The sequence below is a fragment of the Niallia yueguangensis genome (genome assembly GCF_052663115.1).
Genome location: NZ_JBQTCX010000005.1, coordinates 133,500 through 150,315 on the forward strand (window position 1 = coordinate 133,500; position 16,816 = coordinate 150,315).

Consider the following 16,816-nt stretch of genomic DNA (forward strand, 5'->3'; position numbering starts at 1 on the left):
AATAGTTTATGCACGGTCAACGCATTGGTTATATCCGTGTAAGTAGCTTCGATCAGAATCCAGAACGCCAATTAGAACATGTTCAAGTAGATCGACTATTCACGGACAAAGCATCTGGTAAAGATACGCAACGGCCGCAATTAGAATCACTACTTGCGTTTGTACGCGAGGGAGATACCGTAGTTGTACATAGTATGGATCGTCTCGCTCGCAATTTAGATGATCTTCGGAAAATTGTTCAAGATTTGACCAAAAGAGGCATACGGATTGAATTTGTTAAGGAACATCTAACCTTTACTGGCGAGGATTCACCAATGGCAAATTTAATGCTGTCAGTTATGGGGGCCTTTGCAGAATTTGAACGGGCCTTGATTCGTGAACGACAGCGTGAAGGCATTGCCCTGGCTAAACAACGTGGCGTATACCGGGGGCGAAAAAAATCATTGCTTCCTGAGCAAGTGGCACAATTACGCCAACGTGCAATTGCTGGAGAAAAGAAATCTGATTTAGCCCGTGAGTACGGCATCAGTCGCGAAACAGTGTACCAATACCTACGGGGAGACTGAATATGCCGCGCCGAAGCATCCTTACCACAACTGAACGAACCTCTCTTTTAGAGTTTCCAACTGCTGAAGAAGAACTCATTCAACATTACACATTCAATGAACAAGACTTATCCGTCATTCGTCAGCACAGGGGTGGCCATAATCGTCTTGGCTTTGCCAACAGATGCTCAACCTCCGGAGACCCTTTTATCCATGGTTGCACGACAATTAGATCTAGATCCCACTCTCTGGTCTCAGTACGCGAAACGGCCTGAAACACGACGAGAACATTTCTTGGAGTTACAAACTTGGCTTGGTTTAACACCGTTTGGTACGTCTCATGCTCGCCATTTCGTCCACCATCTATCTGAACTAGCACAACAGACCGACAGAGGAGTAGCGTTAGCAACAGCTCTGCTGGGAATGTTACGACAACAGCATATTATTGTTCCTTCAATCGATGTGATTGAGCGAGTGTGTACAGAAGCTCTCACCCGAGGAACTCGAAAGTTGTATGAGGCACTGATTGCGCCTTTGTCAGAGTACCATCGGCAAAAGCTTGATGACTTGCTTTCGATTCGTGAAGGAACCATGATAAGTTGGTTATCTTGGCTACGTCAGTCACCTGGTGTACCAAATGCCAAGAATATTATTGCTCATATCGAGCGACTACGTACAATTGAAAACTTGGCATTACCGGAGGGACTAGAACGTTCTGTTCACCAAAGCCGACTATTAAAAATAGCCCGTGAGGGTGGGCAGATGACTGCACAGCATCTACGCGATTTGGAATCATTTCGCCGCTACGCCACCCTGGTGGCTGTTGTACTCAATACACGCGCTACGCTAATTGACGAAACCATTGATATGCATGACCGTATGCTTGGAAAGCTATATAACCGAGCCAAGCGACATCATTCTGATCGCTTTCAGCAGTCGGGAAAAGCAATAAACGATAAATTGCGCTTGTACTCCCGTATTGGTCGTGCATTGGTCGAAGCAAAACAAAATGGAAGTGATCCATACATAGCCATCGAATCCATTTTGCCATGGGAGATATTCGCAGAAAGCGTCACAGAGACGGAGAAGTTGGCTCAACCGGCCAATTTCGACTTTCTTCCGCTAATCGGCGACGGGTTCCCACAGCTTCGTCGATACACCCCTTCGCTACTAGAATCACTTCAACTGAAGGCAGCGCCAGTAGCAGAAGACATTTTAAAAGGAGTAAACACGATTAAAGGTATGAATCAACGACAGGCGCGTAAAGTACCGGAGGATGCACCGACAAGTTTTATTCGCAAACGATGGGAAACAGTTGTCCGGAACGAGGACGGACTTGATCGGCGCTTTTATGAACTCTGTGTGTTATCAGAACTGAAGAACTCCCTTCGCTCCGGCGACATCTGGGTGCAAGGTTCACGTCAGTTTAAAGACTTTGAGGAATATTTATTGCCTGTATCGCGATTTATAGATCAGCATAATCGACAAGAGCTTGGCCTGGCTGTAGAAACCGACTGTGACCGATTCCTGGAAGAACGGATGACAGTATTAGAATGCGAATTAGATAAAACGGAACGGCTTGCTTCGCAAAACGAATTGCCGGATGCGATCATAACAGAAAGTGGACTTAAAATCACCCCACTTTCCAATACGGTTCCAAAAGAAGCGGACTTTCTGATGCGCCAAGCATATTCTTTACTACCTCGCCTGAAAATTACCGATCTACTGCTGGAAGTGGATAGCTGGACCAATTTTACCAGTCATTTTACTCATCTTAAAACCAACGATCAGATCACCGACAAGAATCTCCTTCTGACTGTGATCTTAGCTGATGCAATTAATTTAGGACTAACTAAAATGGCGGAGTCCTCTTCCTACACTGAGACAACATATGCAAAGTTGTCCTGGTTACAGGCTTGGTATATTCGCGATGAAACTTATTCGGCAGCACTAGCTGAACTAGTAAACGCACAGTCCCGACAGTCATTTAGCGCATGGTGGGGGGACGGAACAACTTCATCGTCAGATGGTCAGTGGTTCGTAGTTGGTGGAACCGGTCAATCCATTGGTCACTTAAACTCAAAATATGGGAAAGATCCAGGCGTTACATTCTACATCCATATATCAGATCAGTATGCACCCTTTCATACCAAGGTCATCAATGCTGCCGTACGAGATGCAACTCATGTATTGGACGGTTTGCTGTACCATGAGTCGGAGTTACAAATTAAGGAGCATTACACCGATACGGCAGGTTTTACTGACCATTTATTTGGTTTAATGCACTTACTGGGTTTTCGGTTTGCACCACGCATACGCGATCTCAAAGACAAGAAACTCTATGTGACAAGTGATACGAAGCCATATCCAACACTATCGAGTTTGATCGGTGGCAACATCAAATTAAAACACATTCGAAAAGAGTGGGACGAAATTCTTCGACTAGCAGCATCAATCAAACAAGGTACCGTAACTGCCTCCCTTATGTTGAGAAAATTAGGGAGCTATCCACGTCAGAACGGGCTGGCTATGGCACTTCGGGAATTAGGGCGTATCGAACGTACGTTATTTACGCTGGACTGGCTACAGAATGTTGAGCTGCGTCGTAGAGTACAGGTTGGATTGAACAAAGGGGAGGCTAAAAATGCACTAGCTCGTGCTGTATTCTTCAACCGCCTGGGAGAATTACGTGACCGTAGCTTTGAAAATCAGCTCTATCGAGCTTCCGGTCTTAATCTAGTAGTAGCAGCCATCATATTGTGGAATACGGTCTACTTGGAACGAGCTGTACAAGAGTTGAGATCACGCGGTCAATTGATTGACGACAATCTATTACAGCACCTTTCTCCACTTGGTTGGGGACACATCAATCTGACAGGTGACTACACGTGGCAACAGAACACCTATGTGGAACGTGGCGCATTCAGACCCCTTCGTTCAGATAATAACTATTAATAAAAAATACAGTCGGCCAAAAACACGATAGGTCGGCTGTATCTGCTTAACGTACGATTTTTTCCGTTTCGTGACGTGCCCCCTTAGTGCTTGATACGTATCTTGATAATCAAGCAAGCTATAGTTTTTATGAAGATGATGGACATTCACTAAATCACAAAAAAGGCCAATATAACTTAACAAACTTTAATTTGAAGCGTAATGGCAAGAAAATTGAATTTACTAAGAGCAGCGCAGTTTCAAAGTACAAATCAACAATCAAAGCGTATAATTTAAAAATAAATAATGCAAAAGAACCATCTGAAGTAGTTGAATCTACTCGTCAATATGCAAGAGTCAACACAATGGATGATATGAACAAAACGAATCGTTCGTACTATTTTGATAGCAGCAGTCAAACTTTATATGTTCATATTCCAACTACAGCTTCAAAAGTAACGATTAAAGAGGCTAATCCTTTAACATTAAACGGCGTTAATAATAACTCAACATCAATATCAGGAAAAACTGAAGGTGGTTCTACTGTTACAGCGACTATCTCAGGTAAAAGCTATAAGGCGAAAGCAAGTTCAAATGGTTCTTTCAAAATCAACATGCCTGTTCAAAATACAGGTAAAAAAATCTCTGTATATAGCCATGATAAAAATGGAATCAAGAGTCTTACAAATGAAATCACTGTAACACGTGTTGCTCCAAATGTGCCAAGTGTTAATAAAGTGAAAAAAACAAACACAAGTGTAACTGGTTCAGCAGAGAAAAAAGCTAAAATTACCATTAAAATAGGTAAACAATTATATAAAGGTACTGTAGATTCTAAAGGGAAATTTAAAGTGAATATTCCTAAGCAAAAAGCTGGAACGAAAATTTATGTATCTGCAACAGATTCAGAAAATAAAACAAGTGCAACAAAAGTACTGACAGTATCTAACTAGTTGAATGTATTTATATGAAAATAAAAAAGCAGGAGGGGCATCCCACCTGCTTTTTCAAAAGAAATTTACGACTCTGTTACTCCTGTCTGCTGTTTCAACATTTTCTTCTTCCGAATACTCTCTTTTGCATAATAAAAAATATAACAGAAAGCTACAAAAGGAATGGTGTAAAATAATGCGACTCTTTGTGATGGGTCAAATACAACCATAACACAAGATAGTAAGCATAAAATAAATGTTACGATAGGGACAATGGGATACAAAGGTGTTTTGAATTTTAAATCCTTGATATCATTTCCTTCCTTTATATAGGAACGACGGAACATAAATTGAGAAGCTGCGATTCCCATCCACACAATGACCACTGCTAATCCAGAAATGGATACTAATACAATATAAACGGTTTTAGCTTCGATGATACTCGAGATAAGTGATAAAATTCCACCAAGCATAGTCAGAATTAAAGCATTCATCGGAACGCCTTTTTTAGTCACTTTACTAAAGGATTTCGAAATCATTTTTTCATTTGATAAAGACCAAAGCATACGAGTTGCTGCATATAAACCAGAATTTGCACAAGATAAAATAGCGGTTAAAACGACAAAGTTCATAATTGTTCCGGCATAAGGAATACCGATGCTTTCAAAAACTAATACAAAGGGACTTTTATCTACGCCAGCTTCCTTCCAAGGGATTAAAGCGGAAATAACGGTAATGCTCCCTATGAAAAAGATAATAAGTCTTATAAGTGTAGTGTGAATTGTTTTTGGAATAACCTTTTCAGGTTCAGTTGTTTCTCCAGCTGCAACACCAATTAGTTCTGTACCGGAAAAAGCAAAGTTAACTGCCAACATCGTTAAAAACACAGCGCTAAATCCGTTTGGAAAAAGACCATCATTTACAAGGTTGGAGAACAATGGGGCTTCATTATATCCTTCCATTGGAATGACTCCAAATATCGCTAACCCGCCAATAAGGATAAACAAAACGATAGCAATTACTTTTATACTAGAGAACCAAAATTCTGTTTCTGCAAAAAAGCGGACAGAAAAAGCATTAATGGCAAAAAGCAATACAATAAAGAATGCACTCCAAATCGAAACATGGATAGAAGGAAACCACCTTTCCATGATTAAACCTGCAGCTGTAAATTCAGAACCGAGCGCGACTGTCCAAGTTAACCAATAGAGCCATGCCATCGTAAATCCAGTTCCAGGGCCAATAAATTTTGTCGCATAAGTATGGAAAGAACCGGTTACAGGCATTTTAACCGTTAATTCTCCTAAACAAAGCATGACTAAATAGACGATAACGGATCCTAGTAGATAAGCAAGAATGGTTCCTATTGGTCCAGCTTGGTTAATAGTGTAGCCTGAGCTTAGAAAAAGACCTGTCCCAATAACGCCGCCAAGCGAAATCATAAATAAATGCCTGCTTTTCATCGATCGGTGCAAGGAATTTTCCTTTGTGTTTTTCGTGTCTAACATATGAATGTCTCCTTTATTAGCAATCTACTTATAGATTACAGTTTTATTGAAAAATATATAAAATACAAGCTTTTCAGAAAAATTAATAGAAGATTAAATTTTCTGAATTAAAAATATCTACTGAAATGATAAGGAGCTCCTTTTTAACCTCCTTTTTAAACTGGATAGTATGATGAAAGTGTGTATATTGCATATTGTATTTTTTTAAGAATGTATCATTCATTTGTAGAATATACAACTATATTGTCAGAAATTATGACGTGTTATTTTGTTTTAAGAAGAAGATATATAATGAAAAAGCTAAAACCTTTACCATTTATAGTCGATTTTTATTGTTGAGGGGAAAGGGGAAAATAAAAATTAAGTTTGATTATTTATATAATACAATATACAATATGCAATAAATGCATTTTTATATAACCCTATTGAATGATAGATTGGAGGAATTCGTCATGAATCAAAATTTTAATACATTATTATCTAGATTAGGCAGTCATAATCCTAAATCATTATCTACTCCGGAAACTATACCGCTTACGATGAGTTCGGTATTTGCTTTTGATGATGTAGATACTTTAAATAAAGTTTACAATGGCGAGGCGGAAGGTTTTATTTATTCACGTATGACAAACCCTGTTCATGAAGCGTTAAAAGAGGTGATGCTTTCTATTGACGGTGGAGAGGATGCACTTGTGTTTTCTTCTGGGATGTCTGCGATTACTTCAACCTTTATGACATACCTAGAAGCAGGGGATCATGTTATCGCATCACAAGTTTTATATGGGGAAACGTATGAGTTTTTAAAATATCAGTTGAAAAAATTTAATATCGATGTTTCTTTTATTGATCTTCAGGATGATTTTGAACAGTATTTTCGACCGAATACAAAACTTGTTTATACAGAAACAATTTCAAATCCACTGATGGGTGTGGAGAATATAGAAGAATTAGCAAACATCACACATAAGCATAAGGCGAAATTAGTCATTGATAATACATTTGCCACCCCAATTGTTTGCCAGCCATTAAAATTTGGAGCAGATATCGTGATATATAGTGCAACTAAATATATATGCGGACACGGAGATGTTACAGGGGGCATAATTGTGTCTAATAAAGAACCGATCAAAGCAATCGACAAGGTTGGAACGCTTTATGGCGGTTGTATGAGCCCGTTTGATGCTTGGATTTTAATCCGCAGCTTAAAAACATTAGAACTGCGCATGAAAGAACATTCTAATAATGCATATAAATTAGCAGCCTTCTTTGAAAAGCATCCAAAAATCAATAAGGTATTTTATCCTGGCTTGGAATCTTCTCCATATTTTCATATTGCAAGTTCTCATTTTAACAATGGATTGTTTGGCGGGATGCTGACGATTGATTTAAAAGGGGATGAAGAAAGTTATCGTATTTTTATAGATAATTTAGAAGGAATTAAGTTTGTGCCTAGTTTAGCTGGTGTGAAGACATCTGTTTGTGCACCTGCGATTACTTCTCATCGGAATTTAAATGATGCGGAATTGGAGGAATCAGGTATATCTAAAGGTTTTATTCGTATATCTACAGGTCTGGAAAATATTGATGATTTAATGAATGAATTTAATAAGGTTTTAGAGTTGATCTAAATAATGCCAGAGAAAATCATAAGTGGATAGAGGAAATCCCTATTCTGTTTCATAATATTAACATGAAGGAGCCTGTTTAAAGATGAAAAAGTATTGGGTCATTATATTGTTAATTTTAGCTAATTTATTTTGGGGAGGACATTATGTATTTGGGAAATTTGTTGTTGCTGATATGGATCCGCTGCAAATTACATTTTCCAGATGGATAATAGCTGTTATTTTTTTATTTCCGATTGCGCAATTAATTGAACGTCCAAAGTGGAAAGAAGTATGGAAACACTGGAAGATTTTATTAGCTATGGCTGCAACTGGCGTAATCGGATATAACTTTTTCTTATATACAGCATTACAATATACAACGCCTATTGATGCTGCGCTTATCAATTCATTAAATCCAGTGTTAATCGTTTTATTTTCGGTTGTTTTTTTGAAGGAACGTCTTGGGGTAGTAAGTATAGGTGGGATATTTATCTCGCTAGTAGGTGTATTACTTATATTAACGAAAGGACATTTAGAACAAGTTTTTTCGATTCATTATAACAAGGGCGAACTTATCATGTTATTTGTTATCCTATTATGGACGTTGTACTCTATTTTTAGCAGAAAAATGAAAGGAGTTCCTCCGATTTCTGCAACAGCAATCTCCGTGTTATTAGGACTGATTCTATTGCTTCCATTTATCTTATATACGGGAATTAGTCTGCCGCAAAGTAAGAATGCGGTTATAGGCCTCCTTTATATTGGGTTTTTTCCATCCGTATGGTCCTTTGTTTTTTGGAATATGGCAATTAGTAAAATGAATGCAAGTAAAGCTGGCATTTATTTGAATTTAATTACCGTATTTACAGCAATAATAAGTGCTTTTTTAGGAAACCCGATTTCGATGATTCAAATGGTTGGCGGCTTATTTGTTTTTATAGGCGTTTATTTATCGAATAAAAAAGGGGAGTCTTTAGTGAAGAAGGATGTGGAGGTTGTAGGGTAAAAATTGCTTTGCAGGTTGAATCTATTTGCTAGGATGGTTTGGTTCCTTAATATAATATATTGTATAATATAAACAATCATTTTATATAATTTAGGAGGAATCATTATTAGCAAGAGATATCAATCATTAAAAGACCATGTATATGATTATATAGCCAATGAAATTCAAAAGGGAATACTGTTGCCTAATCATAAAATCAATGAAGTGGCGCTCAGTAAGCAATTAGAAGTAAGCAGAACTCCTGTTAGAGAGGCATTGATTCAGCTGGCTTCAGAGAATCTTTTGGAGTATTTGCCAAGAAGAGGATTTATCGTAAAAGAAGTTGATACGAAGAAAAAACTTGATGTGTTTAAAGTAGTAAGTGTACTGGACGCATTAGCAGCCACCCTGGCATTGGAAGACATAACAGAAGATGATATAGAAAAAATGGAAGAATACGTGAAGATAATTGATCTTTCGATTTTGGAAAAAAACTATGAAGATTATCAAAAATATCAAAAGAAATTTCATGATGTTTATATGGATAAGTGCAACAACTCTACTTTAACAGGTATTTTGAAGACGCTGCAAAATAGTTTTGTAAGACAAGTTTATTTAAGCAATGACATAGATAAGCTTTTTAATGCGTCCACAAAAATGAATGAAGATCATAAAGAAATAATAAAGTGTTTTAAAAATAAAGAGAAAGATAGACTAGAACAACTTATTAAAAAACATTGGATTATTGAACATACGGATATGATTTAGATTTAATACATCCATTGGACAAGAGGAGAAACGCAGTGTGGATAACCAAATTCAAAAAATACTAGACCAATTTAATGTAGTTATTTTAGACGGCGCAATAGCAACGGAAATAGAAAAAAAGGGCGTTAATATTCAAAATGAATTATGGTCTACGAAAGCTGTTATTGATAATCCTGACAGCATTAAACAAGTGCATATGGATTATTTTAAAGCTGGAGCAGATATTGCGACAACAAATACGTATCAAGCAAGTATTGACGGATTTAGGAAGAATGGCTGGACAAAGGAAGAGGCAGAAAAACTAATCAAAAAAACGGTCTCCATAGCCAAAGAAGCACGAGATGATTTTTGGGAGAATGCATTAGAACAAGATAAAGTGGCAAGATCATTTCCGCTTGTTGCTGGCAGCATCGGCCCTTATGGAGCTTATTTGGCAAATGGGGCAGAATATACAGGAGACTATACTTTAACAGATGAAGAGTTTGAGCAATTTCATTTGCCTCGTATGCAGCTAATAAAAGAGGCCAAAGCTGATTTATTTGCCTTTGAAACGATTCCGAATTTTAAAGAAAGCAAAGCGCTCGCCAAGATGTTAACGTCTTATTTTCCAAATGATTATGCATGGCTCTCTTTTAGCATTGCAGATGAAAAGCATGTAAGTGATGGCACCCCTTTAAAGGAAGCTGTTTCTTATTTTAATTCGTATGACAATATTTGTGCGATCGGTGTTAATTGTACATCTATGTTACATATTCCAGATGTCATCAAGACGCTAAAAGAAGCAACATCTAAACCGATTGTCATTTATCCAAATGCAGGTGGATCTTATGATGCAGTAACAAAAACATGGACTGCAGAACAAGATGATGATCATTACGGTCAAATAACAAAAAAATGGCATCATGATGGGGCGGGATTAATCGGCGGATGCTGCCGAACAACACCGCAGCATATTCAACAAATTAATGATTGGGTACGTAGTTAATAGTAATAGTTAAGGAGCAGAATGAATGATTCTGCTCCTCAGGCTGTTGAAAAACGTTCGCTCTCTTCGTCACTCCCCGTTTTTTGCGGTGCTCATTACTAGGTAAAAAGGATGAACGACTAAGTACGTCACGTCCTGTGACAACGTCGTTCTGACCAACGTCCTGTTGCCCGCCGCTCCTCAAAAAGGGTCGTTCCTCGATAGACAAACGTTTTCAATCAGCCTGAAAGTTTGTAGTCTTACTTTTTCGACACTGTAAGGAGCAGAATGAATGATTCTGCTCCTTTAATTATTACTATATTAATCGTGGAAATTAGTACCATCTGTTACTGCTTTAACGACTTCTTTACGTACAACGAAGTCGCCAAAATGCTCGCCATCGTTTCGTTCTTTAGCATAGCGCGGAAGGAGTATACCTAATTCGTTCAGTATGTCTTCTTCTCCAACATTTTCACGGTATAGTTTGCTTAAGCGGCTGCCGTCAAAAGCTGCCCCAAGATACATATTGTACTTGCCAGGTCCTTTGCCGATAAAAGCAATTTCGCCAAGCGCATGACGAGCACAGCCGTTTGGACAGCCTGTCATACGAATCGTGATTTCTTCGTCCCGCAAGCCGTTTTCGTTGACGATTGTTTCAATTTTATCGATTAATGTTGGCAAATATCTTTCTGCTTCTGCCATTGCTAGACCACATGTTGGCAGGGACACACAAGCAATAGAACTGCGGCGAAGTGCAGAGTGATGTTTGCCATCCTGTAATTCATATTGGTCAATTAATGCTTGTACTTTTTTCTTTTTCTGACTAGATACATTCGCAATAACTAAATTTTGATTCGCAGTTAAACGGAAATCACCAGTATGAATTTTAGCGATTTCTTGCAAACCTGTTTTTAGTTTATAATCTTTAAAGTCTGCTATACGTCCGCCTTCAACAAATAAAGTAAAATGCCATTTTCCGTTGATGCCTTTTACCCAGCCGTAGCGGTCTGAGTTATGATCAAAATGGAATGATTTTGCTTCTTCCAGCTTCCAGCTGAGACGGTTTTCTAATTCTTCTACGACATTTTCTAATCCAAGGCGGTCTACCGTATATTTAAAACGTGCATTTTTACGTACTGAACGGTTTCCGTAGTCACGTTGTATCGTGATCACTTTTTCTGCAAGATCAAGAATTTTGTCAGGTGTACAGAAGCCAATTACTTTTGCAAGCTGCGGATAAGTGGCCTTATCGCCATGAGTCATTCCCATGCCGCCGCCGATAGCGACATTAAAACCAATAAGTTTGTCCTCTTCGATAATAGCAATAAACCCTAAATCTTGTGAATAGACATCAATATCATTAGATGGAGGAACAGCGATGCCGATCTTAAATTTCCTTGGCAAATAAAGTGCGCCATACATAGGTTCTACTTCTTCTATTTCTGGAGTGCTCGCAACCTTTTCTTCATCCAGCCATAATTCATGATAAGCTCTTGTACGCGGCAATAAATAGTCGCTTAATTTCTTTGACCACTCAAATACTTCTGCATGTACTTCTGATTGATATGGGTTAGGATTGCACATCACGTTCCGGTTCACATCACCACATGCAGCAATAGTATCTAAAAGGCTAGCGTGAATTTCTTGAATCGTTTTTTTCATATTCCATTTCAGAATACCGTGCATTTGAAATGCCTGACGTGTAGTCAGTTTTAATGTATGATTGCCGTATTTATCTGCAAGTTCATCCATTACGAGCCATTGTTCTGGTGTTGCGACACCGCCTGGCGTACGAACGCGCAGCATAAATTGATAGGCAGGCTCTAATTTTTGTTTATGGCGTTCGTTTCGTAAATCTCTATCATCCTGCAAATAGCTGCCGTGGAATTTCATCAAACGGTTGTCATCATCAGAAATACCGGAGCTAATGGGTTCAAGCATAGATTCTTTTAATGTGCCGCGCAAATAATTGCTTTCTTCTTTAATACGTTCTACATCACTTGCCGGTCCATCTGGTGCTTTTAATATTGGGTTAACCATTTTTTAAAACTCCTTTCGAAAGTATATAGTGTGTGTTCAAAAAGGTAACACATTAGAAGCAAGCCAACGAAGAGATTCGCCGCTTATCATTTGATGCCTTTTTGAACATCATATATTAATAAACATCACGCAAGTAACGTTTTTCTTTCTTCATAGTAGCAAGATATTCTTCTGCTTTCTCTTTGCTTAAGTTGCCTTCTTTTTCAATAATCTCAATTAAAGTTTGGTGAACATCATGTGCCATATGTTTTTTATCACCGCAAATGTAAATAACAGCACCTTCATTTATCCAGCTGAATAACTCTTTGCTCTGCTCCAGCATACGGTGTTGAACATATACTTTTTGTTCGCTGTCACGAGAAAAAGCTACATCCATTTTTGTTAAGACGCCATTTTTTAATACATTTTGCCATTCTGTTTGATAAAGGAAATCTGTGACAAAATGCTGATCTCCGAAGAATAGCCATGATTTACCGCTAGCTCCTGCCTCTTCTCTTTCTTGCATAAAAGAGCGGAATGGTGCGATGCCAGTCCCTGGTCCAACCATAATAATTGGTGTTTCTGGATTTTCAGGCAACTTAAAGTGTTTATTCTTCTGAATATAAATTGGCAAAGTATCTCCTGGGTTCAGACGCTCTGCACAAAGAATCGAACAAACGCCATTTCTTTCTCTTCCGTGAGACTCGTATCGAACCGCACCTATCGTTAAATGAACTTCATCTGGATTAGCATTATAGCTGCTTGCAATCGAATAAAGACGAGGAGGCAGTTTTCGTAAAATACTAACGAATGTTTGTGCCGAAGCAGCCCACGGTCCAAAATCACGACATAAATCCAAAAGATCTCGTCCGTTTGTGTAATCTTTTAATTTTTCTTTGTTATCTGGATTTAAAAGCTCTTGCAAGGCAGCGTTTCCTGTAAACTGAACAGCTTGTTCAAGGAGCTTTTTTGTAAGAACGGTAATTTCAAAATAGGAAGTTAACGCTTCTTTTAGTGTCAGAACATCCCCTTCATCATTAACCGTTACAGTTTCTTCTGGATTCCATTTCATTTCATCAAGAAGCATATCGACAAGAACAGGATCATTAGTTGGGTAAATACCAACGCAGTCTCCTGGTTCGTATGTAAGGCCAGAACCTTCCAATGAAAATTCTATATGCATCGTTTCTTTATTTGATCCTCGACCATTTAAATTGAAGACATCAAGAATTTCTGCATGGAATGGGTTTTTTCGAGAATATTCTGTTTCAGCAACTGGTGCTGAAGGTGCTGACGCAGCTACCACTGTTTCGCTTTTTGCTTCATTTAGTTGTGATAAAACGCCTGCAAGCCATTCTTCTGCTGGTTTCTCATAATCAAGATCACAATCAACTCGAGGATATAATCTTGTGCCTCCTAATTCTGCTAGACGCTGATCGAATTCTTTTCCTGTTTGACAGAAAAATTCATATGAACTGTCGCCAAGAGATAAAACAGAAAAATGTAAACCATCAAGTTTCGGAGCTCGTCTTCCATAAAGAAACTCATGGAAAGAAAGAGCATTGTCAGGCGGCTCGCCTTCGCCATGTGTGCTAACGATAATTAGTAGATTTTTAACCTTTTTTAATTGATTCGGTTTAAAATCATTCATAGAAGAAACCGTAACATCAAAGCCTAGATCTGTTAGTTGCTTTCCTTTACCTTTGGCCAGCCCTTCTGCAGTTCCAGTCTGTGATCCAAAAAGGATTGTAATTTCTTTAGACACTAAGCTTTGGCTGCTTTCCTGTTGTGCTGAAGGTTCAGCATTATCTTTAGTTTGAGTTGCTAATAAATAACCACTTAACCAAATTTTTTGTGTTTCCGTTAAACTAGGCAAAAGCTGGTTAAGAAGATCTGCCTGTTCTTGATTAAACGGACTGTTTATTACTTTTAGTTGCAACATAATCACCTCACTAAGAAATTTTAACATGTACTACATAATATTAACCAGTAATGCTGCATAATAGGAAGCATTACAAAGGAGAATTGTCCAATTTTTTATCATGTTGACACTTTTTTTATTAATCCAATCAGACAAATCGGAATTAGACGCGAATTTTTTTCTCTAAAGAATGAGTACTTCCCATTCCACAATTAGTCTTATAGTTGTACTTTACTGGAAGTTATAGAATTAGTAAAATACATATAACTTATAATAACTATTAGGATTTTTAATAATTAAAGGGGAGATTAGCTTGCATTATGATGCATTAAAAACATTCGTTACCCTTGTAGAAGTGAAAAATTTTACAAAAACAGCAGAATTACTGCTTATGTCTCAACCAAGTGTCAGTTTGCATATAAAAAATTTAGAAAAAGAGTTTCAAACAAAATTATTCGAACGTTCCCCAAAATATTTAAAAATCACACCAACCGGTGAAATATTATACGATTGTGCTGTACAAATGATATCCATTTATGAGCAGACTCGACAAAATATATTAGAACACCACCATGCGATAAAAGGGGAATTAAAAATCGGAGCAAGTTTTACAATCGGTGAATATATTCTCCCTGCGCTTTTATTGGATTTGCAAAAAGAATATCCGAGTCTTGAACTGGAAGTAATTATCGGCAATACCGAGGAAATTGTCCAATCCGTTCGACGTTACCAAGTAGATATCGGCTTAATTGAGGGACAAACGAATGAAAAAGATGTAGCTGTACATGCTTTTATGGAAGATGAATTGTTTATTGTTTCTTCTAATTCTCACAAACTGGCATCATTAGAAGAAGCCACAATAACTGACTTGCAAAACGAAACGTGGATTACAAGAGAAGTTGGTTCTGGTACAAGGGAATATTTAAATCATGTAATCCGTTCTAATGGATTAAAAGCTAAATCATTTCTAACCATTAGCAGCAACCAAGGAATTAAAGAAACATTAATTAGAGGAATCGGGCTGTCGCTTTTATCTCAAAGTGTTATTGAAAGAGATGTAAAAAACGGTAATCTTTCTATTATACCATTGAAAAATCAAACTTTTATTCGAACACTGTCATATGTTTATTCACCTATCATGGGTGATAAAAAAAATGTGAAGATTTTTATGAATGCCTTAACGAAAAAGTTTTCTAAGCAAATTGATGGATGATAACAAATTAGAAGATAAATTGTTTAAACCAGATAAGTTAGCAGCAGTTTTCGAGCAGCAGGAAAACTGCTGCACAGTTTGAACCCTAGCTAATGAACAATTTTATAAAAGTTTCATAAGCTATAAAAAATAAGGCAGTTATCCATCGCAGGTTTTTCTTGCCCTTATTGCTGATGATTTTTAATCCGACTAAACAACTAGAAAAACTAGTTGACAATAATATCAATTATGATAAAATTTAGAAAAATGCGTCGCTTATCAAGAGAGACGGAGGGAATTGGCCCAAAGATGTCCGGCAACCTGCTTAAAAAGCAAGGTGCTAACTCCAACAAAATGGTTTCCATTTTGGAAGATAAGGTAATACGAATTGCCTGTTATCTTTCCGTGTGGAAGGATTTTTTTATCGAATATGAATGTTAAAAGTTTCCTTTTTAAGGAGGGATTTGTTTATGGGGGAAGCAAATCAGCTTGAGAAAGTAAGAGACCAGCTAGAGCAAATTTTAAATAAAATGAAATTCGGCTCCGTTACCTTAGTTGTACAAGATGGTAAAGTGATTCAAATAGAAAAAAATGAAAAAATTCGATTAGGAAAATAAAACGCTGACTAAAAAACTAAGAGACAGTTTTAACAACGTTAGTTAAAGCTGCCTTTTTGTATGAGCGTAAAAAGATGGGAGAGGTAATGGTTTGAGAAACTTAGTAACCTATGAAAATATAGATGGTTTTCAAGGAATTGATTTTTCTATTGATAATGACACAAAAGGAGCATTAGAAGTATTAAAGTGGGCATACGAAACGTATGGTGAGGACATTGTTTATGCCTGCAGCTTTGGAATTGAAGGAATTATACTGATCGATTTAATCTCTAAAGTGAAAAAGAATGCAAAAATCGTTTTCTTGGATACAGATGTTCATTTTCAGGAAACATATGAGTTAATTGACAAAGTAAAAAAGAAATATCCTGAACTGCAAATTGAGATGAAGAAGCCTGCATTAACCTTGGAAGAACAAGCAGAACAGTATGGAGATGAGCTTTGGAAAACAGCTCCGAATAAATGCTGTGAAATCCGTAAAATTATTCCGTTAAATGAAGTGCTTTCTGGTTCAATTGCATGGATCTCCGGTTTAAGAAGAGAGCAGTCAGAAACAAGAAAGAACACAGAATTTATCAACAAAGATAACCGGTTTAAATCTGTTAAAATTTGTCCGCTTATTCACTGGACATGGAAAGATGTATGGAGATATGCACATAAACAACAATTAGACTATAATGTCTTGCATGATAGAGGATATCCAAGCATCGGATGTAAAACATGTACACAGCCTGCCATTAATATGGACGACTTACGATCAGGAAGATGGACAGGGAAAGGGAAAACAGAATGCGGACTACACTTACAATAATGATTCGAGGAAATGA

At 37.5% G+C, this 16,816-nt stretch carries 12 protein-coding genes, 1 pseudogene and 1 riboswitch; of the genes and pseudogenes, 10 read left to right on the forward strand and 3 right to left on the reverse strand.

Going from position 1 to position 16,816, the window contains the following annotated elements; translation table 11 throughout:
* Nucleotides 1–8: 8 nt before the first annotated feature.
* From ACTYA4_RS06820 to ACTYA4_RS06830, 3 genes and pseudogenes are all read left to right on the forward strand, one after another.
* Entirely contained in the window at nucleotides 9–566 is a 558-nt protein-coding gene (locus ACTYA4_RS06820) for a recombinase family protein (protein WP_443480546.1), read from the forward strand.
* Between the two features lie 2 nt (nucleotides 567–568).
* A pseudogene (locus tag ACTYA4_RS06825) lies at nucleotides 569–3,500 on the forward strand (Tn3 family transposase).
* A gap of 86 nt (nucleotides 3,501–3,586) precedes the next feature.
* A complete protein-coding gene (locus ACTYA4_RS06830) occupies nucleotides 3,587–4,432 on the forward strand; it encodes an Ig-like domain-containing protein (protein WP_443480547.1) in 846 nt (281 codons plus the stop codon).
* 65 nt (nucleotides 4,433–4,497) lie between these two features.
* On the opposite strand, the gene ACTYA4_RS06835 is transcribed toward ACTYA4_RS06830, so the two are convergent.
* Nucleotides 4,498–5,919, reverse strand: a complete 1,422-nt coding sequence (locus tag ACTYA4_RS06835) for an amino acid permease (protein ID WP_443480548.1) — start codon at nucleotides 5,917–5,919, stop codon at nucleotides 4,498–4,500.
* 452 nt (nucleotides 5,920–6,371) lie between these two features.
* Here ACTYA4_RS06835 and ACTYA4_RS06840 point away from each other — a divergent pair, with 452 nt between their 5' ends.
* The 4 genes from ACTYA4_RS06840 (at nucleotide 6,372) to mmuM (ending at nucleotide 10,264) form a co-directional block, all read left to right on the forward strand.
* Nucleotides 6,372–7,547, forward strand: coding sequence for a trans-sulfuration enzyme family protein (locus tag ACTYA4_RS06840; RefSeq protein WP_443480549.1), 1,176 nt, complete (start codon nucleotides 6,372–6,374; stop codon nucleotides 7,545–7,547).
* 82 nt (nucleotides 7,548–7,629) lie between these two features.
* Nucleotides 7,630–8,532 carry a DMT family transporter gene (locus tag ACTYA4_RS06845; RefSeq protein WP_443480550.1) on the forward strand — a complete coding sequence of 301 codons (903 nt, stop codon included), beginning with the start codon at nucleotides 7,630–7,632 and terminating at the stop codon, nucleotides 8,530–8,532.
* Between the two features lie 105 nt (nucleotides 8,533–8,637).
* Nucleotides 8,638–9,279, forward strand: a complete 642-nt coding sequence (locus ACTYA4_RS06850; protein ID WP_443480619.1) for a GntR family transcriptional regulator — start codon at nucleotides 8,638–8,640, stop codon at nucleotides 9,277–9,279.
* 37 nt (nucleotides 9,280–9,316) lie between these two features.
* Nucleotides 9,317–10,264 (forward strand): homocysteine S-methyltransferase, encoded by a 948-nt coding sequence (gene mmuM / locus ACTYA4_RS06855; RefSeq protein WP_443480551.1) that lies wholly within the window; start codon nucleotides 9,317–9,319, stop codon nucleotides 10,262–10,264.
* Between the two features lie 300 nt (nucleotides 10,265–10,564).
* Here mmuM and cysI read toward each other — a convergent pair whose 3' ends face one another.
* Nucleotides 10,565–12,283 carry an assimilatory sulfite reductase (NADPH) hemoprotein subunit gene (cysI, locus tag ACTYA4_RS06860; RefSeq protein WP_443480552.1) on the reverse strand — a complete coding sequence of 573 codons (1,719 nt, stop codon included), beginning with the start codon at nucleotides 12,281–12,283 and terminating at the stop codon, nucleotides 10,565–10,567.
* Nucleotides 12,284–12,398: 115 nt separating this feature from the next.
* Nucleotides 12,399–14,201, reverse strand: coding sequence for an assimilatory sulfite reductase (NADPH) flavoprotein subunit (locus ACTYA4_RS06865; protein ID WP_443480620.1), 1,803 nt, complete (start codon nucleotides 14,199–14,201; stop codon nucleotides 12,399–12,401).
* Nucleotides 14,202–14,496: 295 nt separating this feature from the next.
* On the opposite strand from ACTYA4_RS06865, the gene ACTYA4_RS06870 reads away from it, so the two are divergent.
* From ACTYA4_RS06870 to ACTYA4_RS06880, 3 genes are all read left to right on the forward strand, one after another.
* A complete protein-coding gene (locus ACTYA4_RS06870) occupies nucleotides 14,497–15,396 on the forward strand; it encodes a LysR family transcriptional regulator (protein ID WP_443480553.1) in 900 nt (299 codons plus the stop codon).
* Nucleotides 15,397–15,648: 252 nt separating this feature from the next.
* A riboswitch (SAM riboswitch) is annotated at nucleotides 15,649–15,755 on the forward strand.
* 90 nt (nucleotides 15,756–15,845) lie between these two features.
* Nucleotides 15,846–15,992 carry a YezD family protein gene (locus ACTYA4_RS06875; protein WP_443480554.1) on the forward strand — a complete coding sequence of 49 codons (147 nt, stop codon included), beginning with the start codon at nucleotides 15,846–15,848 and terminating at the stop codon, nucleotides 15,990–15,992.
* Nucleotides 15,993–16,110: 118 nt separating this feature from the next.
* Nucleotides 16,111–16,800, forward strand: coding sequence for a phosphoadenylyl-sulfate reductase (locus tag ACTYA4_RS06880; RefSeq protein WP_443480621.1), 690 nt, complete (start codon nucleotides 16,111–16,113; stop codon nucleotides 16,798–16,800).
* Nucleotides 16,801–16,816: the final 16 nt, after the last annotated feature.